This window comes from Pseudomonas algeriensis (genome assembly GCF_048847255.1).
Taxonomy (GTDB): domain Bacteria; phylum Pseudomonadota; class Gammaproteobacteria; order Pseudomonadales; family Pseudomonadaceae; genus Aquipseudomonas.
In genome coordinates this window covers 210,897-233,706 of the sequence record NZ_JBKKRK010000005.1, presented here as the reverse complement: position 1 = coordinate 233,706, position 22,810 = coordinate 210,897, and the positions used below count along the sequence as shown (strand labels likewise).

Genomic DNA, 22,810 nt, shown 5'->3' with positions numbered 1-22,810 from the left:
TATTGGATTTTCTGGGCTCTGTACGAAATGTATCCATTTCGTACAGAGCCTACGTATTGGCAGGCTGAGTCAGCGGCGGAATCGACTCGGATCGCACCGGGTATTGCTCGGCCCGCCGGTCAGCGTAGAAGTATTCTAGGGTACGACCCACGGTGCGGAAAGCCAGCTCGTCCCACGGGATGTCGGCTTCTTCGAACAGCTTCACTTCCAGGCTTTCGGGGCCCGCGGCGAAATCCTCGTCCACCAGCTCGGCGCGGAAGAACACATGCACCTGGCTGATGTGCGGAACGTCGATCAGCGTATAGATGCTCAGGTTTCGCACCCGGGCGCAGGCTTCCTCGGCGGTTTCGCGCACGGCGGCTTGCTCGACGGTTTCGCCGTTTTCCATGAAGCCCGCCGGCAAGGTCCAGTAACCACGCCGTGGCTCGATGGCGCGCCGGCACAACAGGACTTTACCGCCCCAGGTCGGTACACATCCGGCAACGATATTGGGGTTCTGGTAATGAATGGTGTGGCAGGTGTCGCAGACAAAACGCAGGCGCGAGTCGCCCTCGGGTATGCGCTGGGTCACCGGGTTACCGCACTGGCTGCAGAATTTCATGCTTGGATTCCTGAAGGCTGCGCCTATCTTGGCGTGTGCGGGCCGGTATCGGCAAGTTGTCGTTTCGCGACATGACGCGGTCCGGGGCTTGGGCCGCTTGCCTGATTGGTGCATGATGCTAGGCAGCGAATAAATCGAGAAGTCTCATGCTGGACGAGCTACTGCATCGAGTAAGCAACCATACGCCGCGCGATCTGGAGACCGATCGGCGTTTTCCTGAAGCGGCGGTGCTGGTGCCGATCACGCGCAGTGATGAACCGGAGCTGGTGCTGACCCTGCGCGCCAGCGGTCTCTCGACCCACGGCGGCGAAGTGGCGTTCCCCGGTGGACGTCGAGACCCGGAAGACCCCGACCTGATCTTCACCGCCCTGCGCGAAGCCGAAGAGGAAATTGGCCTGCCCCCCGGCCTGGTGGAGGTGATTGGTCCCCTCAGTCCACTGATCTCGTTGCACGGTATCAAGGTCACGCCTTACGTCGGCGTGATTCCGGATTACGTCGAATACCAGGCCAACGACGCCGAGATCGCCGCCGTGTTCAGCGTGCCGTTGGAATTTTTCCGCAAGGACCCGCGCGAGCACACCCACCGCATCGACTACCAGGGCCGCAGTTGGTACGTGCCCAGCTACCGTTTCGAGGGGTACAAGATCTGGGGGCTGACGGCGATCATGATCGTGGAGTTGGTCAACCTGCTGTACGACGCCGGCATCGACCTGCACACGCCGCCCAAGACTTTCATCAACACCTGATGCCCCGAGGATTCCCATGAAATACCGCTTGGGCGATGCCCGTGTCGAAACCCACCCACAGAGCTGGGTCGCGCCCAACGCCACGCTGGTGGGCAAGGTCCGCCTCGAAGAGGGCGCCAACGTCTGGTTCAACGCGGTGTTGCGTGGCGACAACGAATTGATCCTGATTGGCAAGGACAGCAACGTGCAGGACGGCACGGTGATGCACACCGACATGGGTTATCCGCTGACCATCGGCACTGGCGTGACCATCGGCCACAACGCCATGCTTCACGGCTGCACAGTCGGGGACTACAGCCTGATCGGCATCAACGCGGTAATCCTCAACGGCGCGAAAATCGGCAAGAACTGCATCATCGGCGCCAACTCGCTGATCGGCGAAGGCAAGGAAATACCCGATGGTTCGCTGGTCATGGGCTCGCCGGGCAAGGTCGTGCGAGAACTGACCGAGGCCCAGAAAAAAATGCTCGAAGCCAGTGCGGCGCACTACGTTCACAACTCGCAGCGCTACGCACGCGACCTGATCGAGCAGGAACAATGAACACACCTGAACGCCCGATTCCGTCGCCCTGCGTAAACATCTGCTCGCTGGACGATGACGACGTCTGCACCGGTTGCCAGCGCACCGTCTCCGAGATCACCCAATGGCGCAAGATGAGCAACGATGAACGGCGCAGCGTCCTGGCGTTGTGTCATGAACGGGCCAAGGCCAATGGATTGGTGTGGATGCTGCCGGCGAGGCGTTGATGTCCACTTGTGAATACAAAATCCCTGCGGAGAGGGAGCAAGCTCCCTCTCCACAAGGGCGTCTCACAAGGCTTTGATCGATCGTCGTCCCAACCACCGATCCAACCCCACCACCCCCAGCGCAATCCCGACAAACCCGGCCAACACGCCCCCGGCATTGATGAACACCTGTGGATAGCCCAGGCTCGTCACGTCGATGAAAGGGTAGGGATAGGCCGCCAGCAGATCACCCCGTAGCAGGATGTAGGCGAAGTACACCAGCGGGTAAATCATCCACAGCCCGACGTGGCCCAGGCGCAACGTGCCTTTGGGCACCCAGAGCCCCCAATAGATGATGAACAGCACCGGCATGATGTCGTGCAGCAGTTCGTCGGCGATAAATTGCCAGCCTTCCGGTTGCCAGAGATGGCGCAGCAATACGTTATAGGCCAGGCCGACAAAGGCGATGCTCACCGCGATGCCGCTGCGTACCGCTGGACGCAGGAACCAACGCCTCACCGCTGATTCACGGCGGGTCACTTCCCAGGTCAATACCACGGCGGCCAAGGTATTGGTCAATACGGTGAAGAAACTGAAGAAGTTGACCAGGCCGCCCAACAGGCTCGCGCCCAGTTCCCATCGGCCCAGCAGGATCAGGTAGAGCTGAATGCTCAATCCCACCCAGCCGAGCAATGCCAGCATCGACACGAAACCGGTTCGCACGTTCATGGTTCAGATAGGCCGCTTGGTGCGCATCAACTTGACGTACAAGCGCTCGACTTTCTCCCGTGCCCATGGCGTCTTGCGCAGGAAGGTCAGGCTCGACTTGATGCTCGGGTCGCTCTTGAAGCAACGGATGTCGATGCGTTCCGCCAGGCCTGACCATTCGTAGTGCTGCACGAGGGCATTGAGGATCTGCTCCAGGGTCACGCCGTGCAGTGGGTTGTTGTTCGGTTCGGTCATGGCAAGCCTTGCATGATGAGCTGTGAAGCCGCGCACCTTAGCCGAGGCGCTCTGCGGGGGGAAGTGCCGCCGTTATCAGGGCTTGTGTCCCCGGCACACTGTTACCGAATTCGAGATGATCCATGTCAACAAAAGCGCTTTCGCTATTTGTAACAGGACATTATCCTTGCGCCGCTTGCTGAAACGCTTCTTCTGGCGTACCAGAGCCTCTGCGTCCAGCTACTCCCTGTTGAAAGGTCTAAAGAATGCCGAATGTCGCGATCCTGAGAGACAGCGCTGTCTTGGTTAATCCTGTGGGAACGAGCTTACTCACCATAGCGATTGCACATTCGACATTCGAGTCGACTGACACGCCTTGATCGCGAGCAAGCCCGTTCCTACAGCGACCGCGTCATCGAATTTGCCTTTTTCCAACTGAACCATGCCCCCTCAAGATCGTCATCTAAAGTGACTACTTGCGCGGGACTCTTTAAAACGTCACGGAGATACACACTATGAGCGCTGAGGGTGCTTTGAGTCGAAGCCGTCTGCTACCGAGCTTGCTCGGCATTCTGCTTCTATTGATGGGGCTGGCCTTGTTGGCCGGTGGGATCAAACTGAGCACGCTCGGCGGCTCGCTGTATTATCTGCTGGCGGGCATCGGCCTGGCGATTACTGGTGTACTGCTGATTCTGGCGCGCCGTGCAGCGCTGGGGATGTACGCGCTGGTTTTATTCGCCAGTACGGTGTGGGCGTTATGGGAAGTGGGCCTGGATTGGTGGCAATTGGTGCCGCGCCTGGCCATGCTGTTCGCCTTGGGCATCGTCATGCTGCTGCCGTGGTTCCGGCGCCCGTTGCTGACCGCCGATGCATCGCCGATGGGCACCCGAGCGCTGGGTGCGGCCGTTGTCGTCGCGGGTATCGCCGCCCTCGCCAGCCAATTCACCAACCCTGGTGAGATCAAGGGCCAACTGGACCGCGACAGCGTACCGGGCGTGACCAACACCGCACCGGCCATGCCGGACGGGGATTGGAACTCCTACGGCCGCAGCGCCCATGGCGACCGTTATTCGCCACTGGCGCAGATCACCCCTGAAAACGTCAGCAAGCTGAAGGAAGCCTGGACGTTCCGCACCGGTGACCTGCCAGGGCCGAATGACCCAGGCGAGACCACCGCGGAAAATACCCCGCTGAAGGTCAACGGCATGCTTTATGTGTGCACGCCCCACAGCCAGGTCATCGCTCTGGAGCCAGAAACCGGCAAGGAAATCTGGCGCTTCGATCCGAAGCTTTCTACGCAGAACGCGGAAAACTTCAAGGGCTGGGCCCACATGACCTGCCGTGGCGTGAGCTATCACGATGACGCCGTCTACGCCTCGGCCGAGCAGAGCCCGACCGGCGCCGCCAGCACTACGCCGGCCAGCACCGTTTGCCCACGGCGGATCTTCCTGCCGACGGCCGACACCCGCCTGATCGCCCTCAACGCCGACACCGGCAAGATGTGCGAAGACTTCGGCGACAAAGGCCAGGTCGACTTGAGCGCCAACATCGGTGGTTTCACGGCCGGCGGTTACTACTCCACTTCGCCACCGGCGGTCACCCAGAATTTGGTCGTTATCGGCGGCCATGTCACCGATAACGTCTCCACCGACGAGCCAAGCGGCGTGATCCGCGCCTATGACGTGCACACCGGCAAGCTGGTGTGGAACTGGGACAGCGGCAACCCGGACGACACCACGCCGATTGCCGAAGGCCAGACCTACACCCGCAACTCGCCGAACATGTGGTCCATGTTCAGCGTCGATGAAAAACTCGGCATGCTTTACCTGCCGATGGGCAACCAGACCCCCGACCAGTTTGGTGGTTTCCGTACCCCTGAATCGGAAAAATACGCCGCTGGCCTGACCGCCCTGGACATCGCCACCGGCAAGGTGCGCTGGTACTTTCAGTTCACTCACCACGATCTGTGGGACATGGACGTTGGTGGTCAACCGACCCTGATGGACATGAAAACCGCCGATGGCGTGAAGCCGGCTGTGCTGGCATCGACCAAGCAGGGCAGCATCTACGTGCTGGACCGCAGCAACGGCCAGCCGATCGTGCCGATCAAGGAGGTCCCGGTGCCCCAAGGCGCGGTGGAAGGCGACTTCACCTCGCCGACCCAGCCGATGTCCGACCTGAACTTCGTGCCGCCGGTCCTCAAGGAGCGGGACATGTGGGGCGTCACGCCGTTCGACCAGATGCTGTGCCGGATCGACTTCAAGTCGCTGCGCTATAACGGTATGTTCACACCGCCTTCGTTGCAGGGCTCGATTGTTTATCCCGGCAACTTCGGTGTGTTCGACTGGGGCGGCATTTCTGTCGATCCGGTGCGCCAGATCGCTTTCGTCAACCCGAGCTACATGGCGTTCAAATCGAAGTTGGTACCGGCGGCGGAAGTGGCCGGTGGCCCGGGTCGCAAGAGCGAGACCGAAGGCGTGCAACCAAACAAAGGCGCGCCATATGGCGTGATCCTCGAAGCGCTGCTCTCGCCCATGGGGCTGCCGTGCCAGGCGCCTGCGTGGGGTTATGTCGCGGCCGTGGACCTGACCAACAACAAGACCCTGTGGATGCACAAGAACGGCACGGTGCGCGACAGCTCGCCGGTTCCGATCCCGCTGAGCATGGGTGTTCCAAGCCTGGGCGGCACATTCACCACCGCCAGTGGCCTGGCATTCCTCAGCGGCACTCTTGACCAGTACCTGCGCGCTTATGACGTGAAGAACGGCAAGCAACTGTGGGAAGGCCGCCTGCCTGCTGGCGCTCAGACCACGCCGATGACCTACACCGGCAAGGACGGTAAGCAATACGTGCTGGTCGTTGCAGGGGGGCACGGTTCCCTGGGCACCAAGCAGGGGGACTATGTGATCGCCTACAAACTGCCGGATTAAGCCCTACCGGCGCTCATGAAAAAGGCGACACCCTTGCGGGTGTCGCCTTTTTCACTGTGACCATTAGCTTTTGTGGCGAGGGGTTTTATCCCCGCTGGGTTGTGAAGCAACCCTAAAACCTGACACCCCGGTGGATCAGGAAGATTGAGGTGACTCGCTTGAGGGGGGCTGCTGCGCAGCCCAGCGGGGATAAATCCCCTCGCCACGGAGAACGGTATTCGGCCCTGGGCTTTTAGAATTCTATTTTTACCGCCTGGGAAGCCCGGGTCGCCTTGGCGCGGGCGGCTTCGATGGATTCGTCGCGGGCCAGGGCCACGCCCAGGCGGCGCTGACCGTTGACTTCCGGCTTGCCGAACAGACGTAGCGCCGTGTCCGGCTCGCTCAGGGCGGCGCCGAGGTTGGCAAACGCGGTCTGGGTCGACTGGCCTTCCACGAGGATCACCGCCGAAGCCGATGGGCCGAACTGGCGGATCAACGGAATCGGCAGGCCGAGGATGGCCCGGGCGTGCAGGGCGAACTGAGACAGGTCCTGGGACATCAGCGTGACCAGGCCGGTATCGTGGGGGCGCGGGGAGACTTCGCTGAACCACACTTGGTCACCCTTGATGAACAGCTCGACGCCAAACAGGCCTCGGCCACCCAGGGCCTCGGTCACTGCCTTGGCGACGCGCTCGGATTCGGCCAGCGCCGCCGGGCTCATGGCCTGTGGCTGCCAGGATTCCTGGTAGTCGCCCTTTTCCTGACGGTGGCCGACCGGTGCGCAGAACGTGGTACCGCCGACATGGCGCACCGTGAGCAGGGTGATTTCGTAATCGAAATCGATGAAGCCTTCGATGATCACCCGGCCCTTGCCAGCGCGGCCGCCTTCCTGAGCGTAGTCCCAGGCTTTCTGCACGTCTTCAACGCCGCGCAGCAGGCTCTGGCCCTTGCCCGAGGAACTCATCACCGGCTTGACCACGCAGGGGAAACCCAGGGTCTCGACGGCCTTGCGGTAGTCTTCCACGGTGTCGGCGAAGAAATACGGGGAAGTCGGCAGGCCCAGCTCTTCGGCGGCCAGGCGACGGATGCCTTCACGGTTCATGGTCAGTTGCGCGGCGCGGGCCGTAGGAATCACCGTGAAACCTTCGGCTTCCAGCTCCACCAGGGTGGCGGTGGCGATGGCTTCGATCTCCGGCACGATGTAGTGCGGCTTCTCGGCCTCGATCACCGCACGCAGGGCGGCGCCGTCGAGCATGTTGATCACGTGGCTGCGATGGGCCACTTGCATCGCCGGCGCGTTGGCGTAGCGATCCACGGCAATCACTTCAACGCCCAGTCGCTGCAGTTCGATTACCACTTCCTTGCCCAGCTCACCGCTGCCACACAACAAAACGCGGGTCGCGGTGGGCGACAATGGAGTTCCGATACGGGTCATCTGAAGGTCCTCAAAACAGGAGCGGATCATCGGGGGCGCGCGCCGGGCGAGCTTCCCATGGGGAGAAAGCGCGGCATTTTACATGAACCGCGTCAGCCGGCGACGGCCTGTTTGCGCAAACGCCAGGCCATGATCAGCCAAACGGCCGTGACCCCGGCGAATTTCGAGAGCAGGGCGGTGATTATCACGGCGGGCGTCAGGGCGTCGATCAGGCCGAAGAAAATGAATGTGTCGAGAGGGATGCTCAGTGCCGAACTGATCCACAACCGGTCATGCAGCGGACGCTTGGTGACCGTGAACACCAGCCAGTCGATGCACTCGGAGACGGCAAACGCCGTGGCGCTGGCCAGGGCGATGGTTGGGTCGGAGGTGACGTAGGACAGCACCAGCGCCACCAGCATCGCCACGATGGCGCCATGGCCGAAGCGGGTCTGCACCATGTCCCGCAAGATAAACACCAGGCCCCCCCAGGCCGACCAGATGATGTCCAGGTGCGGCGCGGCTGAAAATGCGAAGTTGATCAGCACGACGCTGCCGATGTAGGCGATCAGGAAAAGCATGGGACCGGGTACCTGGTGGGGATGGAATGTCGGGTGAACCCTCAAGGACAACGAAGCCCCCTGTGGCGAGGGAGCTTGCTCCCGCTGGGCTGCGAAGCAGACCCAAAACCTGACAACTCGGTGGATCAGATAGATCGAGGTGACTGTTTTTTGGGGGGCTGCTGCGCAGCCAGCGGGAGCAAGCTCCCTCGCCACAAGGGCCATTAGTGTCAGAAGGTTACTTCAGCAGCAAGCCATCCCTCAATCTTCCTCACTGTCATCCAGCTTCCAATACCCCACGGCCTTCACAAAATCCTGGTCCAGGCCTTTCTCTTCCAGCAATACCTTACGGATCTGCCGGGACACCTTGCTCTCGGTCGCGACCCAGGCGTACAGCTTGCCGCCGGGCATTTCCAACTGCTGCACGGTACGTAGCAGGCTGTCCTGGCGCCCCTCACGCAATACCCAGATCACATGCACCTGCGCGGGGCTGTGGAGCACCTGCTGTTCGGCGCCATTTTCCACTTCCACCACCACCAAGGCCTTCCGGTTGGGGGCAAGGCCTTCGAGACGGCGAGCGATGGCGGGCAAGGCGGTTTCGTCGCCGATCAACAGGTAGCTGTCGAAGACGTCCGGCACAATCATCGACCCCCGTGGCCCGGCGATGTTGAGGTATTGGCCGGGCGCGGCCTGGGCCGCCCAGGTCGAAGCGGGGCCGTCGCCATGGAGCACGAAATCGATGTCCAGCTCCAGGGCGTCCAAGTCATAGCGGCGCGGGGTGTAGTCGCGCATTTCTGGCATCGGACCCTGTGCCTTGCCCGCGCCGGGCGCAAAGTTTTCCAGGGCGGCGTGTTCCTCGGCGTTCTGGGGGAGCAACAGTTTTATGTGATCGTCGGTGCCCAGGCTGACGAACCCGGCCAGTTCCGGCCCGCCGACGGTAATGCGGCGCATGCGCGGTGTCAGGTCGACCACCCGCAGCACTTGCAGGCGGCGGCGTTTGATCTCGTGGCTGACGCGGTGGATGGTGTTTGGATCGACTCCAGTCATGCTTTTACTCCGAAACGGTTGGACGGCCAGGGCCGTCGACAATGGCTTTGGCGGTGTCGTTGAGCAGGTCGCGTACCCGCAGGATTTCATCCGGGCTCCAGCGGCCATGGTGCATATGCAGGGCGTGGCGCAAGTTATGGACCGCTTCGTGGATTTCAGCGGGCCGATCCTGGCCGCGCAGCGAACGCTTGCTCACTTCGATGCGCATCCTTACGCCGTCGAGCGCCACGGCTTGCTCTTCAAGGGATAGACGTCCGGCATCGGTCACGCTGTAGCGTTTTTTCCCACCATCGGCGTCGCCGCTGATCATTTCGCTTTCTTCAAGGAACGTCAGCGTTGGGTAGATCACGCCGGGGCTGGGGCTGTAGGCGCCGTCGAACATGCTTTCGATCCGGCGGATCAGGTCATAGCCATGGCAGGGTTGTTCGGCAATCAGCGCCAATAACAGCAACTTCAAGTCCCCAGGAGCGAATACCCTGGGGCCACGGCCGCCGCGTTCGCGGCCTGGCGGGCGTTTGTCGAAGCCGTCGTGGGCGGCATGTTCGCGGTGGGGATGGAAATGCGGGTCTCTCATTTGTGTGTCCTCCAAGGTTCTTAAGATAGAACTTAAGATATATCTTTGTTTTGTGCACGCCTGTTTTCGATAAATCCGACGAGCAGCCGATTGTCCAACGGCGTGACGAGCACGCGTTGAGTGTGGGAATGGAGACGGGAATGCGTGGGAATCGGACGTCGCGTATCGCTCGTCCCTTAACGGCTCGTCACCAACGGCTGGCACTGGGTATGCGTGCCCGGTTGCAGGTAGGGAGAGAGAAACGGCGCCATGCCCTTGAGCACCTGGACCGGCAAGGCGGAGGTGAACTTGAAGTTCTGCGCCGACACGCCGGGTACGTAAGCGGTGAGCGTGCCGAAATGGCTGTCACCGATGTAGAACACGAACGTCGCGGTGCGGTTGATGGACTTGGAGCTGATGACCCGTCCACCGGAGCCGACGGCTTCGATACGGTTGTCGCCGGTGCCCGTCTTGCCACCCATGGCCAGTGGCGTGCCATCGGCCAGTTTGAAGCTGCCGGCCACCCGTTTCGCGGTGCCGGCATCCACCACTTGGGACAATGCACCGCGCAACGCACGGGCCACTTCGACCGGCATTACGCGCTTGCCGTTATCCGGATCGTTGACCAGTCGCGTTTCATAGGGTGTGTCGACGGCAAACTGCAGGCTGTCGACCCGCAGCGCAGGCTGGCGGACACCGTCGTTGAGAATCGTCCCCACCAGCTCCGCAAGCGCGGCGGGGCGATCCCCAGAGCTGCCGATCGCGGTGGCAAGGGACGGCACGAGATGGTCGAACGGGTAGCCGACCTTCTGCCAGCGTTGGTGAATATCCAGGAACGCTTCGATTTCGAGCATGGTACGGATACGGCTGTCCCGGGCACTCTTGTGCCGGCTTTTGAATAACCAGCTATAGACTTCCTGGCGCTCGAACCGGCTGGCCTTGACGATCTGGCTGAACTTAGCGTCGGGGTTGTTCAACAGATAGCCCATCAGCCACAGGTCCAACGGATGGACCTTGGCGATGAAGCCTTGGTCCGGCAGGTCATAGGCGCCGGGGCCGTAGCTCTGGTAGAGCCGTTCCAGGCGTTCATCGGTGAGTTTTTCAGCACTCTTGGCCGACTTCAGATGAGCGCGCACGAAGCGGTTGAAGCTTTCCTGGCTGTCGCTGGGAAAGAAATAGCGGTGCACGGCGGCCAGGCGGATGGCGGTGGGGCGCATGCCGTCGAGGAAGGTTTCGAGGCGCTGGCCGGTGTCCTTTTTCTGGTACTTCTTCCAGAACCTGAGCAGGAACGAGGTGCCTTCGCGATCGGCGAACTGGGCCAGGTATTCCTGGCGACGCGGGTCTTTGTCGTCCTTGAGCAGTTCGGAACTGTTATTCGGGCCGGCGTAGGTGGCGTAGCGCACCAGGTCGCGCATCAGGCGAATGAAAGGCAGGTTGATGGATTCACGCAAGGCGTCGCGCAGCGTGGGGTTGCGACCGTCGTCCTCCTTGCGAAAGTTATGAAAAGTGTGCAGCCCGCCGCCGGTGAAAAACGCCTCGCCGGGGCTGGCTGAATACGTGCGGTCCAGCGCCGCTTCGAGCATCTTCGGCAGGCTGCGGTCGGTGTTTTCGATCAGGTAGTCCACGGCCCAGCGGGACAGGCGGTCCTGGTCGGCGATCTCGGTTTTTTTCAGGGCAGCCGGGGCCTGTTGCGCATAACGCTCGTGGAGTTCGGCGATGATCTGCAAGTACGTGGTCAGCACCCGCAACTTGGCGGTGGAGCCCAGTTCCAGTTTGCTGCCCTCATTGATGTCGAAGGGTTGGTCGGTGCTGTCGGTCTGGATGCGCACTCGCGAGCCGTCCGGGGTCAGTTCCAGCAAGGTGAAGCTGTAGCGCACCTGCGTGGTGCTGGTGGGGGTCAACAGGCGTTCTCCCATCAGGCCGATCTCGGCGGCGAATGCCGGGTCGGCCAATCGCTTGAGGTACTCGGTGGCCTGGGCCTGCAAATCGCTTTGCAACGTGCTGGTGGCGGAGAGGTCGAGGCGATCGAGGTCGTACAGCGGACGATTGAGCAGCGCGGCGATGCGACTGCGGGCGGCACTGATGCCCTTGTTGGTTTCGATAGGCTGGACGGTCGGGTCCTGGACCCAATCGCGGTAGCTGACCTTACTGGCCAGTGCGGCATCTGCCAGCGCGGCATCGATCACGCCGTTCTGGGCCAGCAGCCGGATGTGGCTGTCGGTGAGACGAGCGAGTTCGTCGTGCCCCTTCGAGAGATAGTGCGACGGGCGCCGCTGGGCGATCATCAACGACAACATTTCTCGCAGGGCCAGGCCTTTTTCCGCAAGGCTCTTGGGGTCGGTGGCGGTGCTGGACAATCGTTCGTTGGCCCGTCTGAAATCCGCGCCATACCAGACCCTCAGCCCTTCCGCCATGCCGTGGACCTCGCCATGCCCCGGCACGGCGGAAAGCGGCACGCTGTTGAGGTAGTCACGAATGACCCGTTGGCGGGCCTCGAGGGTTTGCGGGCCGGCCTGATAGGCGCGCACGCTAGCGGAAATCATCTGACGGATCTTCTCCGCGCCCGACACGGTCAGGCCCTCGGGGGAATGCCGGTATTTCTCCAACTGCGTCGCGAGCGTGCTGCCGCCGGCGGATTGCCCTGGCAGGCTCAACAATTTGGCGACCTGGGACCACGCCGCCATGCCGAAGCGTGGCCAGTCCACCGCGGGGTTGGCCAATGGTTGCTTGGGGTCGAGCAGGAAGCGGTTCTCGATGAACAAAAGGCTTTGCACCACGACCGGAGGAATGTCATCGAAACTGGCGTAAAGCTGTTGCGGATACTTGAACTGATAGACCGGCGCGGCGCGGCAATCGGTAATGGTCAAGCCAGCCTGGATCTTTTCCGCGTAGGGCACGAACAGGCCTTTGTCGACATAGTCCATCAAGGCCGGAGAAAAACGCGCCTGGGCCTCGATCACGTAGTCACGCTTGAGCAAACGAGGCAGGAATTCCCCCAGGGAGCTGTAGCCCAATCGCTGATCGAACGGGCCCGCACCGGGGTAGACGATGGCGTCGCTGGGGCCGGGTTGCACCGCATAGGTCAGGGACGCCGCGTATTTGCTGAGCTCCTGGGCCTGGAACCGGGACGTGCGCATCTCCTTGGCCACGGCCAGCCCGACCACCACCACGATAATCAGCAACAACAACCAGAACGCCCGCCAGCCATGCCGGGCGCGGCGAGTTTTTTTGGGTAAAGGCGCTTCTTCCATACGTTCAGTCGGGGCCACAGGTTTATTCGAATCGGTTTGCCACAAAGCGCCCATAGTCGACTGATCCATTCACGCAGATTGATCGGACTTGCTTGAAGCTTAGACGGTGGTTGGCGTGGGGGAGGGGAAATTGTGGACACCGAAATCATGAGCGCTGAGGTTCCTGTGGCGAGGGAGCTTGCTCCCTCGCCACAAAAGCACTCAGAGCCAAATGACATCCCAGAGCGGGTAATCGCCAATGCGATCTACCAGGCCAGCGCGAAGGGGGTTGGCGATAATGTAGCGAGCGCAGGGCTGCAAATCCTGATTGTCGCGGATTGCCCTGTCGTGGAACCCGTTTTGCCAGATGGCGCCCGTCCGGCCCATGGCTCGATTGATCGCAAGGGTGCTGCGAGACTTGACCCCTTGCATCACTTCAGACAGTCGAGGTTGTTCCAGCTGCACCAACCAATGAAGGTGGTCCGGCATCACAACCCAGGCAAGCGAATTGACCTGATATCGCTCATGAGCCAGACGCATTTCTGCAACCAGCAAACGGCCTAGCTGAAAATCTTTGAAGATAGGTACGCGTCGGTGGATTACCGTGGTGACAAGATAACCTCGCCCCGGTTCTGATGAACGTCCATGACGTAGCCGATGAGAGTTTGGACGTAGAGGATGCATTCCGTGCTTCCTTTGGCTGAGTTAACCATAACGGTAGCCGTGCTTGTTCCGACCCGGCGCGTTGATGGCTGAACGACTTTTCCGAAAACAACGTAGTCATCGTGGCGAGGGAGCTTGCTCCCGCTCGGTCGCGCAGCGGCCGCCTGCAGTTGAAAGCTGAAAAGCGAGGGCGGCTTCGCCCCCCAGCGGGAGCAAGCTCCCTCGCCACGGGCTGGTTGGGTCTGAAAGCCTTGAGCCAGAGCCATCGACCCATGCCAGCGCATGACGCTGCACCATCACTGTGCAATACTCGGCGCAGCTTCTCAAAGATCGTCAGCTCAGATAATGCCTCTCCAGAAAGTCATTTTTGGCTGAGGAACTACCTGAATTAACCTGCTTTTATAGTGAAACTTTCTGTTCCGAGCTTTTTATACTGCACGACCCGCTGATCTTGAGGAATTTTCCTACAGGACGGTCTGCCCATAAGGCAGGCCCGGTTTCGGCAATGCCCGCAGGCCCATCCGCCCGCGGCTTTGGAGACTCGGTGGTCAATCCAATAACAAGACGAGGTTGTATCCCTATGCCAGTCGGCAATCCTCTGCCCCATGGCGAGACCGCGCAGGGTGGTCCGCTCAAACGTGAGCTCGGCGAGCGGCATATCCGCTTGATGGCGCTTGGCGCCTGCATCGGTGTCGGGCTGTTCCTAGGTTCGGCCAAGGCGATCGAGATGGCCGGGCCGGCGATCATGCTGTCCTACATCATCGGTGGCCTGGCGATCCTGGTGATCATGCGCGCCCTCGGCGAAATGGCCGTGCACAACCCGGTGGCCGGTTCGTTCAGCCGCTACGCCCAGGATTACCTCGGCCCGCTCGCCGGTTTCCTGACCGGTTGGAACTACTGGTTCCTGTGGCTGGTGACCTGCGTGGCCGAGATCACCGCGGTGGCGGTGTACATGGGCATCTGGTTCCCCGACGTGCCCCGCTGGATCTGGGCCCTGGCCGCATTGGTCAGCATGGGCTCGATCAACCTGATCGCCGTCAAGGCCTTCGGTGAATTCGAATTCTGGTTCGCCCTGATCAAGATCGTGACCATCATCGCCATGGTCATCGGCGGCGTCGGCATCATCGCCTTCGGTTTCGGCAACGACGGCGTGGCACTGGGTATTTCCAATCTGTGGACCCACGGCGGTTTCATGCCCAACGGCGTGTCCGGCGTGTTGATGTCCCTGCAAATGGTCATGTTCGCCTACCTGGGCGTGGAAATGATCGGCCTGACCGCCGGTGAAGCACGCAACCCACAGAAAACCATCCCCAACGCCATCGGCTCGGTGTTCTGGCGGATCCTGCTGTTCTACGTCGGCGCGTTGTTCGTGATCCTGTCGATCTACCCGTGGAACGAAATCGGCACCCAGGGCAGCCCGTTCGTGATGACCTTCGAGCGCCTGGGCATCAAGACCGCCGCCGGCATCATCAACTTCGTGGTGATCACCGCCGCGCTGTCGTCCTGCAATGGTGGAATCTTCAGCACGGGTCGCATGCTCTACAGCCTGGCGCAGAACGGCCAGGCCCCGGCCGGTTTCGCCAAGACCTCCAGCAACGGCGTGCCACGCCGCGCACTGCTGCTGTCCATCGCCGCCTTGCTGCTGGGGGTGCTGCTCAACTACCTGGTGCCGGAAAAAGTCTTCGTCTGGGTGACCTCCATCGCCACTTTCGGCGCGATCTGGACCTGGGTCATGATCCTGCTGGCCCAACTCAAGTTCCGCAAAGGCCTGAGCGCTTCCGAGCGTGCCACGCTGAAATATCGCATGTGGCTCTACCCGGTCAGCTCCTATCTTGCGCTGGCATTCCTGGTGCTGGTGGTGGGCCTGATGGCGTACTTCCCCGATACGCGCGTGGCGCTGTATATCGGCCCGGCGTTCCTGGTGCTGCTGACGGTGCTGTTCTACACCTTCAAGTTGCAGCCGACAGCAGAGGCACCGGGTTCGGTGCGTTCGGTGTCGTAAGGTCAAGCGTGATGCAAAGGAAAGCCCCGGTCAGATGACTGGGGCTTTTTTGTAGCTGTTAGCATGACCGTCCGTCGGAATCGGGGCCCGACCTGTAAGATTTGACAGTAGACCGCCGTAGGACCGTCGCCTAGCTTGGACGCACGCCAATAGGGGAGTGGCAAGGTACCAAGATGAACGGGTCTTCTGCGTTGATGGTTATCGCACTGGTCAATGGACTGATCCATGGCCAGGTTTTTTTTCTGTTGCATGACGCCGTTGGACTGGTCCAGGCGACTAGCAACTTGGCTGCGTTCGGCGTGGCTGCGGTGTTTTCGTTTTATGTGAGTGGGCTTTACATCTTCCGGCCCGGGGAGTCGTGGCGAGGTTATCTGCTGAGCAATTGCGCGATGGCCGGCCTTTGTTATGGCATCGGCGCGATTAGCGACGCGTTGCAATTGCCGGGGTGGATGGCGGTTGTTTTGTCTTTGTATTCATCGCTGAACCTGATGATGGGGTATGGTTTTTTTCGGTTTAAGTTGTAGTTGGCACAGGACTCTCATGCAGCTTCCAATTAAATTAACAGTTCCGAAAGTTGGGGCTTTTCCAAAAAAAAGCATGCGGCTATTGGTGGGTAGCGCCGTTCTTGTTTCTGCTGCTTGCTCGGTATGGCATGAGCAAGGTGATGGGATCACAGCTATCAATGCCAGTTATTCCACCCGCTGTGCCGAAGAGGACAACGTTTACTTGAAATTGGTGGGTCAGGATCTTCATGGGCTTCGGATTGAATCTACGCATCCGGTTTATATTGACTCTTTAGTTTCCGACAGTTCGGCTCCGGATTTTTCCGGTTGTTCTTTTAACGGAAGCGGAAACATCCAAGATCCTGTATTCGAGTTTTCACCCAAACGCGTGGTTCTCTGGGAATCTGACGGACTTCTAATTAAAGGGCTTACATTCGAGCGTTTCTGGCGGTCTGAGATGGTTGAGGTCAGCGTCAACGGTACGAAGCACAACGACATCCATTTGATTCAGGTCTTTTTCAAGGAGGGGCAACACCCTGCGAGAGAAAATGACGAGTTTCTAGTGCTATATCCTCCGGACGGTTATTGGCGCCTCAAGCCGCTTCCGATGCGCCATTTAATTAATGGCCTTATGGAACTTCCTTTTTAGTCGGCCCCGTAGAAGAAGCGTTACGTCCCGTAGTTGACCTAGCTAAAGTGGAGTTTATCCCTTCGAATCGGACCTTCGAGTTGGACTATCGTGACGGCTCCCATGGCAGCATGAAAATCGTCGAGATCAATCGACAGCACGCCGTGTTGGAGTACACGCATGATGGTCCCTCCCTCGCCGGACGACCTATGGTCGCCATGCGCTCCATGTATGTAGCTCCGGACAATGCGGACGCCTCGCAGGTGATCTATTTGCGTCGGGGAGGAGGGCCGTTAAAAGAAGAGCCTTTAATGGAATTTGATCGTGCCGAGGTGCAGAGCATCCGTCTTGGGCGCTCGGTCCCTTCCAAACACAACACGTCGGCTCCAGACATGTGGTTCGGTAATTTCAGAAAAAAATGATGCTTGCTCAACGCATCGATGAATCCCGCAGCGTGCGCGGAATGGCTGAGCCAGGGCCGGTCAGTTGCGCATCGGTGGTGATTTCAAATTTCGCCTGGTTGTCAGTGGCGGAACTACCGCCAACAAATACTGTAAAGGTCCCCGACTCCACGGACCGCAAGAGTTTATCGTCCAGCAATGCCCAGTCGTCTTGATCGAGCAAAAAGCTTACGGTCGTGCTTTCACCGGGTTCGAGCCTGACTTTTTCAAAACCACGCAATACCCGCATTGGGCGTGTGATGCTAGCGACACTCTGTCGTAGGTACAGCTGCACCGTTTCTTCCCCGGCTCGTTGACCACTGTTACGGATGTCTACCTGAACGGTCAGCGTTTCACCGGCGGTCAGTCGCCGCTTGCTCAGTTTTGGCGCTCCATAGCTGAAGGTGGTGTAGCTGAGCCCATGGCCGAAAGGGTAGAGAGGCGTCCACTTGGAGTCTATATAGCTTGAGCTGTAGGGGTTTGTACTGTCCGGTGGGCGCCCCGTGTTTTTACCGGCGAGATAAATAGGCACTTGTCCCACTGTGCGTGGGAAGGTAATGGGTAGTTTGCCGCTTGGATTGATATCACCGAACAGGACATCCGCCACGGCATTACCCATCTCGGAGCCTAAAAACCAAGCCTCAAGTATCGCGGGGAAGTGTTGGTCCACATCGGGAATGGCGAGCGGGCGTCCGTTCATCAGGATAACCACTACAGGTTTACCTGCTTTGATCAACTGAGCGATCAATTCATCCTGCGTTCCGGGCAACCCGAGGGAGGTACGGCTGCGTGCCTCGCCGCTCATGTCCGCTGTTTCACCGAGCACGGCCACAATCACATCGGCATCCTTCACTGCGTGTAGGACTGGATCAGTATTGACTAGGCTCGAACGTTCGGGGGAGCCCGCCGGGAAATAGACAACCTCAGTCGTGGGTGAGGCAGCCCGTTTTATCCCTTCCAGAATAGTTACTGATTCGTTGGCGCGGCCATCCCCCGGCCAAGAGCCCAAAGTGGATACCGCGTCATCCGCCAAGGCACCTACGACAACTAATTTGCGCAGGTCCTTTGAAAGTGGCAGCAGCGCACTGTCGTTTTTCAATAGCACGATTGATTTTTGCGCGGCCTCCCTCGCCAACGCACGGGTTTGTGGCAGCGAAAGCCGCGCCTTTTCGCGAGCCAGGTCGCTGTAGCGGTACGGATTATCAAATAAGCCTAAGCGGTGTTTGACCTGGAGTACCCGACGTACCGCATCATCCACGGCACTCTGCGAAAGCTGACCGCTGCGCACCAAACTAGGTAATTCGTTGGCGTAGTCACCGCCGACCATTTCTATGTCAACCGTGGCGTCAAGAGCAAGTCGGGCGGCCTGCCGTGGGTTGGATGCGACACCATGTGCCATCAACTCCATCACACCGGTGTAATCACTGACGATCACCCCTTGGAAGTCCCATTCCTCGCGCAGCTTTTGTTTGAGTAGCTTTTGGCTGGCATGCATCGGCACGCTGTTCACTTCATTGAATCCGGGCATGATCGTGTCGACGCCTGCTTCGATGGCAGCTCGAAAAGGGGGCAGATAAACTTCCTCCAACGTGCGCTCGGACAGGTCTGAAATGTTGTAGTCCCGGCCACCCTCTGCCGCACCATAAGCGACAAAATGCTTCGCCGTCGTCAGGATTGACGAAGTGTCGGGAGGTCCGTTGCCCCGAAACCCTCGCACTCTCGAAGCGGCCAGCGCCGCTCCCAAATACGGGTCTTCGCCGGCACCCTCGACCACTCGACCCCAACGCGGATCTCGCGCAATATCCACCATCGGCGCGAAGGTCCAATGCAGACCGCTGGCGGTTGCTTCCACGGCGGCGGCCCTTGCGGTTCGTTGTGACAGGTCCGGGTCCCATGCCGCCGCCTCGGCCAGCGGAACGGGAAATATCGTACGGAAACCGTGGATCACATCGAAGCTGAACAGTAATGGGATGCCAAGGCGCGAGCCTTGGACTGCTTCGTGCTGGAGCTTTCGAGTTTGCTCGGCGCCATGCACACCGATCAGCGAACCTGCTTGAGCAATGCCAATAGTCTTGCGGCCTTTAGTATCCACAACCGGACCGGTGGGCGTGGATTGCATGCCCAGTTGAGTCAGTTGGCCGGCCTTCTCCTCAAGAGTCATCTGTCTGATCAGTTGCTCGATGAACGCTGAGTCCTTTTGGGGCCGGGTTGCTTCGTCGGCTTGGGCTGTTGTATGAAGCCATGTAACTACGATCAATGTGCCAAGCAAGGCCGCGGTGGCAAGTCGTGTCCTGTCCATAGTGTCAGGCATCCGATACGTACGACGAGGTTTGCGTATCAGTTTGCTGTACTGCGGCTGCGGATTGAGCGGCGGCGGGGTGGTATTGATACAGCCAGGTTTCGGTAAGCGTTTTTTCACCCAGGCGTAGATACAGGCGCATCTCGACAGGTTCCTCCCCCTCGGCGCTAAGATCGAACATGGCGCGCCAGTGGCCTATTTTCCCTCCAGGCACGATTTCTAAGAATACATTTAGGAATGTGCCGCGAGAGCTCCAGAGCATGGCCTCCGGCTTAACGTCGGGAGCGATGGTTTCCAACGGAGCGCCAATGAACTCCACGATAAACTTGCACACTCCCTTGGGACGTGGTTGCCCTGGCCTGCCTCCATTACCCAAACGTGTCGCGACGCAACGAGCCAAGTCAGTAGGGTAGGGCTCGTCACCTCGCCAGTGCAGGCGGTATTTAAAGCGGTACTGGTTGCCGGCTTCTGCGGGTTCCTTGGGTACCCACATTGCGACGATATTGTCGTGAATCTCATCATCAGTAGGAATCTCTACCAACTGAACGCTGCCCTCGCCCCACTCTCCTAGAGGTTCGACCCACACGCTCGGACGTCGGTCGTAGTAAATGGCCTCCAGATAGTGATCGATGTTGCGGTCCCGCTGGAGCAGCCCGAAACCTCGCGGGTTACTGTCTGAAAACGCTGAAGCCATGGTGCGCCGAGGGTTGTTGAGCGGTCGCCAGATGTGCTCTCCCGTACCGGTCCACATCGCCAGCCCATCGGAGTCGTGGATTTCAGGACGCCAGTCATTGGCCTGACGCTTTACCGTCTCACTGAACCAGAACATCGAGGTCAGCGGGGCTATACCGAAACGATCAATGTTCTGGCGCAAAAAAAGAGCGGACTCGATATCCATAACTACGCCCTTGGTACGGTTGATCGAAAAACGATACGCACCACACAAACTAGGGCCGTCCAGCAACGCGTAGAGGTTCACGTTTTCCTGACGATCATCGGTAGGGGCTTCGATCCAAAAGTTTGTGAAGTTAGGAAACTCCTCGGCTTTACCCGGTTGGGGGGCAACATCCAGCGCTATACCTCGTGCCGAAAGCCCGTATTGGTGTTCTTCGCCTATGGCACGAAAGTAAGATGCCCCGAGGAAGGCGACCCAGTCGTATTTTTCCCAACTTAGTTTTTTTTGATCGCCCAGGCGATTCTCCTGAAAGCGGAAGCCCGCAAAACCACTATCAGGGGGGAGGGCCTGCGCCGGGCTATCGGCGGGCATATTGAATAATGATTTGTCGTATGGGATTTCTCGGACTGCGCCACGGGTGACGACATGTATCTTCACCGGAACGCGGAAAAACTTGCCCATGTGAAACAGAGTGACAGGATATTTTCCTGGCCCCTTGGCGAAAATTGCTCGGGAGGTATCGAATCGAATCTGGTTCAGATCATCGTAATCAATTTTCGACAGATACGGTTCAGCGGCAGTAGAGGGTTTGACGTAAGGCTTCAACGCCTTCTCTTCAGCAATCCGCACCAACGTCTCATACGTAAACGGACCAGCATCCCCCACTTGGGCCTGCCCAGCCACCGCCGTATCGACACCCTTAACCACCCCCAATGCCGCAAAAAGCGAAGCAAAACCAACCAGATCGCGCCGAGTCAACATGAGCACCTTCCGTGACGATTGAGCCATTAGGGTGAATGGTCAATCGCATGGAAGGTGACGTCTACTGTCAGAACTTACAGGTAGGGCGTGAACGCGCATTCGAGAAAAACGATGCACCCGTGGCGAGGGAGCTTGCTCCCGCTCGGCTGCGCAGCAGTCGCAATCCGGTTGGCATGGTTCGATTGTTGTACTGCTGCGCCTGTCTGGGGGCCGCTGTGCGGCCCAGCGGGAGCAAGCTCCCTCGCCACGGATGTACTGTGTTCACAGGTTACGCCACCGCTATTTCCCGCGGCTCAAAACTATCCGCCCGCGCCAGTTGCCACATCCGCGAATAGAACTGTCCGTTCACTTCACCCGTCAGCAATTCCCCCGGTTTCAAGAACACATGCAACTGCGAGAACAGTTTGATTTCGGTGGCCGACATCCGCCGCACCAGATGCTTGGGCTGCAATTGCGAAGGGTGTTCAAGCCCGGCGGCGGCAAGCATTTCTGCGAGGGCCTTGAGGGTGTTGCGGTGGAAGTTATAGACCCGCTGGGCCTTGTCCGGGACGACCAGGGCGCGTTGGCGCAGGGTGTCCTGGGTGGCGACGCCGGTGGGGCATTTGTTGGTGTGGCAGCTTTGCGACTGGATGCAGCCGATGGCGAACATGAAGCCGCGCGCGGCGTTGGCCCAGTCGGCGCCGATGGCCAGGACGCTGGCGATGTCGAAGGCGCTGACAATCTTGCCGCTGGCGCCGAGCTTGATCTTGTCGCGCAGGTTCAGTCCCACCAGGGTGTTGTGCACGAACAGCAGGCCTTCGCGCAGTGGCACGCCGATGTGGTCGGTGAATTCCACTGGCGCCGCGCCGGTGCCGCCTTCCTTGCCATCGACGACGATGAAGTCCGGCAGGATCCCGGTTTCCAGCATGGCCTTGGCAATGCCCATGAACTCCCATGGATGGCCCAGGCAGAACTTGAAGCCCACCGGTTTGCCGCCGGACAATTCGCGCAATTGCTGGACGAACTGCATCAGCTCGATTGGCGTGGAGAACGCGCTGTGGCGGGACGGCGAAACACAGTCCTCGCCCATGAGGATGCCACGGGTCTCGGCGATTTCCCGGGTGACCTTGTGCTTGGGCAGGATCCCGCCGTGCCCGGGCTTGGCGCCTTGGCTCATCTTGATTTCGATCATCCGCACCTGCGGGTTCCGGGCCTGGGTGGCGAAGCGCTCGGGGTCGAAGCGCCCGTCACTGCTGCGGCAACCGAAATAGCCGCTGCCCAATTCCCAGGTCAGGTCTCCGCCGTGTTCGCGGTGGTAGGGGCTGATGCTGCCTTCGCCGGTGTCATGGGCGAAGTTGCCGAGCTTGGCGCCCTGATTCAACGCCCGGATCGCGTTCGCGCTCAACGAGCCGAAGCTCATGGCCGAGATGTTGAACACCGAGGCCGAATAGGGCTGGGTGCATTGCGGGCCGCCGACCGTGACGCGAAAGCCGCTGGGGTCGCTCAACGGCGCCGGGCGCATGGAGTGGCCGATGAATTCGAAGCCGGCCTGGTAGACGTCGATCAAGGTGCCGAACGGTTTGTCGGCGCTTTCGTTCTTGGCCCGTGAATACACCAGCGAGCGCTGGGCACGGGAGAAGGGCAGGGCATCGCTGTCGGATTCGAGCAGGTACTGGCGGATCTCCGGGCGGATGCCTTCGACCAGGTAACGGATATTGCCCAGGATCGGATAGTTGCGGCGCACGGCATGGCGGGTTTGCAGCAGGTCGAACAACCCCAGCAGGCTCAGCAGCCCCGTCACCAGCGCTATCGGCCAGAGCCAGTCATGTTGCAGGAACGGCAAGCTGGCGAGGGTGAAGATCACGCAGCCAGCGAAGAAGGCGTAGCGGCTCAGCAAAGACAGGCTCATGC

The 22,810-nt window shown here is 59.9% G+C and carries 20 protein-coding genes; 8 read left to right on the top strand and 12 right to left on the bottom strand.

The annotated features are described in order from the left end of the window. Positions 1-49: 49 nt before the first annotated feature. The gene (locus ACLK1G_RS10315) at positions 50-601 is read right to left on the bottom strand and encodes an NUDIX hydrolase (protein ID WP_420765349.1); all 552 of its coding nucleotides are present in this window, start codon (positions 599-601) and stop codon (positions 50-52) included. 146 nt (positions 602-747) lie between these two features. On the opposite strand from ACLK1G_RS10315, the gene ACLK1G_RS10310 reads away from it, so the two are divergent. Genes ACLK1G_RS10310 through ACLK1G_RS10300 form a run of 3 tightly spaced genes read left to right on the top strand, consistent with a single transcriptional unit; the run spans position 748 to position 2,094 of the window. Further along, entirely contained in the window at positions 748-1,347 is a 600-nt protein-coding gene (locus ACLK1G_RS10310) for a CoA pyrophosphatase (RefSeq protein WP_420765348.1), read from the top strand. A 16-nt stretch (positions 1,348-1,363) separates the two neighbouring features. Then, positions 1,364-1,888: a gamma carbonic anhydrase family protein gene (locus ACLK1G_RS10305; RefSeq protein ID WP_420765347.1), complete on the top strand. Its 525-nt coding sequence runs from the start codon at positions 1,364-1,366 to the stop codon at positions 1,886-1,888. Further along, entirely contained in the window at positions 1,885-2,094 is a 210-nt protein-coding gene (locus ACLK1G_RS10300) for a DUF1289 domain-containing protein (protein ID WP_420765346.1), read from the top strand. The genes ACLK1G_RS10305 and ACLK1G_RS10300 overlap by 4 nt, the downstream gene beginning before the upstream one ends. Positions 2,095-2,157: 63 nt before the next feature. On the opposite strand, the gene ACLK1G_RS10295 is transcribed toward ACLK1G_RS10300, so the two are convergent. Further along, on the bottom strand, positions 2,158-2,802 hold the full coding sequence (locus tag ACLK1G_RS10295; protein WP_420765345.1) for a Pr6Pr family membrane protein: 645 nt from the start codon (positions 2,800-2,802) through the stop codon (positions 2,158-2,160). Positions 2,803-2,805: 3 nt separating this feature from the next. After that, positions 2,806-3,036 (bottom strand): VF530 family protein, encoded by a 231-nt coding sequence (locus ACLK1G_RS10290; RefSeq protein WP_420765344.1) that lies wholly within the window; start codon positions 3,034-3,036, stop codon positions 2,806-2,808. A 494-nt stretch (positions 3,037-3,530) separates the two neighbouring features. Between ACLK1G_RS10290 and ACLK1G_RS10285 the strand changes: the two genes are divergently transcribed. Further along, complete coding sequence (locus tag ACLK1G_RS10285; RefSeq protein ID WP_420765343.1) at positions 3,531-5,945, top strand: glucose/quinate/shikimate family membrane-bound PQQ-dependent dehydrogenase; 2,415 nt, start codon at positions 3,531-3,533, stop codon at positions 5,943-5,945. Positions 5,946-6,177: 232 nt separating this feature from the next. Here the strand turns inward: ACLK1G_RS10285 and purT are convergent, their stop codons facing one another. From purT to ACLK1G_RS10255, 6 genes are all read right to left on the bottom strand, one after another. After that, positions 6,178-7,359, bottom strand: a complete 1,182-nt coding sequence (gene purT / locus ACLK1G_RS10280; RefSeq protein WP_420765342.1) for a formate-dependent phosphoribosylglycinamide formyltransferase — start codon at positions 7,357-7,359, stop codon at positions 6,178-6,180. Positions 7,360-7,451: 92 nt separating this feature from the next. Beyond that, positions 7,452-7,919 carry a VUT family protein gene (locus ACLK1G_RS10275; protein ID WP_420765341.1) on the bottom strand — a complete coding sequence of 156 codons (468 nt, stop codon included), beginning with the start codon at positions 7,917-7,919 and terminating at the stop codon, positions 7,452-7,454. 240 nt (positions 7,920-8,159) lie between these two features. Then, entirely contained in the window at positions 8,160-8,945 is a 786-nt protein-coding gene (locus ACLK1G_RS10270; protein WP_420765340.1) for a siderophore-interacting protein, read from the bottom strand. Positions 8,946-8,949: 4 nt separating this feature from the next. After that, a complete protein-coding gene (locus tag ACLK1G_RS10265; RefSeq protein WP_420765339.1) occupies positions 8,950-9,519 on the bottom strand; it encodes a PadR family transcriptional regulator in 570 nt (189 codons plus the stop codon). Between the two features lie 176 nt (positions 9,520-9,695). Next, complete coding sequence (locus ACLK1G_RS10260; RefSeq protein WP_420765338.1) at positions 9,696-12,803, bottom strand: transglycosylase domain-containing protein; 3,108 nt, start codon at positions 12,801-12,803, stop codon at positions 9,696-9,698. 147 nt (positions 12,804-12,950) lie between these two features. Then, the gene (locus ACLK1G_RS10255) at positions 12,951-13,412 is read right to left on the bottom strand and encodes an REP-associated tyrosine transposase (protein ID WP_420765337.1); all 462 of its coding nucleotides are present in this window, start codon (positions 13,410-13,412) and stop codon (positions 12,951-12,953) included. A gap of 559 nt (positions 13,413-13,971) precedes the next feature. On the opposite strand from ACLK1G_RS10255, the gene ACLK1G_RS10250 reads away from it, so the two are divergent. From ACLK1G_RS10250 to ACLK1G_RS10235, 4 genes are all read left to right on the top strand, one after another. Next, positions 13,972-15,393, top strand: a complete 1,422-nt coding sequence (locus ACLK1G_RS10250; RefSeq protein WP_420765336.1) for an amino acid permease — start codon at positions 13,972-13,974, stop codon at positions 15,391-15,393. Between the two features lie 194 nt (positions 15,394-15,587). Beyond that, positions 15,588-15,917 (top strand): polysaccharide synthesis protein GtrA, encoded by a 330-nt coding sequence (locus tag ACLK1G_RS10245; RefSeq protein ID WP_420765335.1) that lies wholly within the window; start codon positions 15,588-15,590, stop codon positions 15,915-15,917. 16 nt (positions 15,918-15,933) lie between these two features. After that, on the top strand, positions 15,934-16,545 hold the full coding sequence (locus tag ACLK1G_RS10240; protein ID WP_420765334.1) for a hypothetical protein: 612 nt from the start codon (positions 15,934-15,936) through the stop codon (positions 16,543-16,545). A gap of 110 nt (positions 16,546-16,655) precedes the next feature. Continuing rightward, the gene (locus ACLK1G_RS10235; protein WP_420765333.1) at positions 16,656-16,946 is read left to right on the top strand and encodes a hypothetical protein; all 291 of its coding nucleotides are present in this window, start codon (positions 16,656-16,658) and stop codon (positions 16,944-16,946) included. Positions 16,947-16,953: 7 nt separating this feature from the next. On the opposite strand, the gene ACLK1G_RS10230 is transcribed toward ACLK1G_RS10235, so the two are convergent. The 3 genes from ACLK1G_RS10230 to ACLK1G_RS10220 all read right to left on the bottom strand — a co-directional run bounded on the left by ACLK1G_RS10230 (position 16,954) and on the right by ACLK1G_RS10220 (position 22,808). Then, positions 16,954-19,263 carry a glycoside hydrolase family 3 N-terminal domain-containing protein gene (locus ACLK1G_RS10230; RefSeq protein WP_420765332.1) on the bottom strand — a complete coding sequence of 770 codons (2,310 nt, stop codon included), beginning with the start codon at positions 19,261-19,263 and terminating at the stop codon, positions 16,954-16,956. 4 nt (positions 19,264-19,267) lie between these two features. Continuing rightward, positions 19,268-20,920, bottom strand: a complete 1,653-nt coding sequence (locus tag ACLK1G_RS10225; RefSeq protein WP_420765331.1) for an OpgD/OpgG family glucan biosynthesis protein — start codon at positions 20,918-20,920, stop codon at positions 19,268-19,270. A gap of 268 nt (positions 20,921-21,188) precedes the next feature. After that, entirely contained in the window at positions 21,189-22,808 is a 1,620-nt protein-coding gene (locus ACLK1G_RS10220; RefSeq protein ID WP_420765330.1) for an FMN-binding glutamate synthase family protein, read from the bottom strand. Positions 22,809-22,810 lie beyond the last annotated feature (2 nt).

Bases quoted from the DNA above. Each gene is read 5' to 3' on its own strand.
- ACLK1G_RS10260 (WP_420765338.1), bottom strand. From the start codon at position 12,803: ATGGGCGCTTTGTGGCAAACCGATTCGAATAAACCTGTGGCCCCGACT.
- ACLK1G_RS10230 (WP_420765332.1), bottom strand. From the start codon at position 19,263: ATGGACAGGACACGACTTGCCACCGCGGCCTTGCTTGGCACATTGATC.
- ACLK1G_RS10255 (WP_420765337.1), bottom strand. From the start codon at position 13,412: ATGCATCCTCTACGTCCAAACTCTCATCGGCTACGTCATGGACGTTCA.
- ACLK1G_RS10240 (WP_420765334.1), top strand. From the start codon at position 15,934: ATGCAGCTTCCAATTAAATTAACAGTTCCGAAAGTTGGGGCTTTTCCA.
- ACLK1G_RS10295 (WP_420765345.1), bottom strand. From the start codon at position 2,802: ATGAACGTGCGAACCGGTTTCGTGTCGATGCTGGCATTGCTCGGCTGG.
- ACLK1G_RS10300 (WP_420765346.1), top strand. From the start codon at position 1,885: ATGAACACACCTGAACGCCCGATTCCGTCGCCCTGCGTAAACATCTGC.
- ACLK1G_RS10270 (WP_420765340.1), bottom strand. From the start codon at position 8,945: ATGACTGGAGTCGATCCAAACACCATCCACCGCGTCAGCCACGAGATC.
- ACLK1G_RS10235 (WP_420765333.1), top strand. From the start codon at position 16,656: ATGAAAATCGTCGAGATCAATCGACAGCACGCCGTGTTGGAGTACACG.
- ACLK1G_RS10285 (WP_420765343.1), top strand. From the start codon at position 3,531: ATGAGCGCTGAGGGTGCTTTGAGTCGAAGCCGTCTGCTACCGAGCTTG.
- ACLK1G_RS10220 (WP_420765330.1), bottom strand. From the start codon at position 22,808: ATGAGCCTGTCTTTGCTGAGCCGCTACGCCTTCTTCGCTGGCTGCGTG.
- ACLK1G_RS10250 (WP_420765336.1), top strand. From the start codon at position 13,972: ATGCCAGTCGGCAATCCTCTGCCCCATGGCGAGACCGCGCAGGGTGGT.
- ACLK1G_RS10245 (WP_420765335.1), top strand. From the start codon at position 15,588: ATGGTTATCGCACTGGTCAATGGACTGATCCATGGCCAGGTTTTTTTT.
- ACLK1G_RS10290 (WP_420765344.1), bottom strand. From the start codon at position 3,036: ATGACCGAACCGAACAACAACCCACTGCACGGCGTGACCCTGGAGCAG.
- ACLK1G_RS10305 (WP_420765347.1), top strand. From the start codon at position 1,364: ATGAAATACCGCTTGGGCGATGCCCGTGTCGAAACCCACCCACAGAGC.
- ACLK1G_RS10275 (WP_420765341.1), bottom strand. From the start codon at position 7,919: ATGCTTTTCCTGATCGCCTACATCGGCAGCGTCGTGCTGATCAACTTC.
- ACLK1G_RS10225 (WP_420765331.1), bottom strand. From the start codon at position 20,920: ATGTTGACTCGGCGCGATCTGGTTGGTTTTGCTTCGCTTTTTGCGGCA.
- ACLK1G_RS10315 (WP_420765349.1), bottom strand. From the start codon at position 601: ATGAAATTCTGCAGCCAGTGCGGTAACCCGGTGACCCAGCGCATACCC.
- ACLK1G_RS10265 (WP_420765339.1), bottom strand. From the start codon at position 9,519: ATGAGAGACCCGCATTTCCATCCCCACCGCGAACATGCCGCCCACGAC.
- purT (WP_420765342.1), bottom strand. From the start codon at position 7,359: ATGACCCGTATCGGAACTCCATTGTCGCCCACCGCGACCCGCGTTTTG.
- ACLK1G_RS10310 (WP_420765348.1), top strand. From the start codon at position 748: ATGCTGGACGAGCTACTGCATCGAGTAAGCAACCATACGCCGCGCGAT.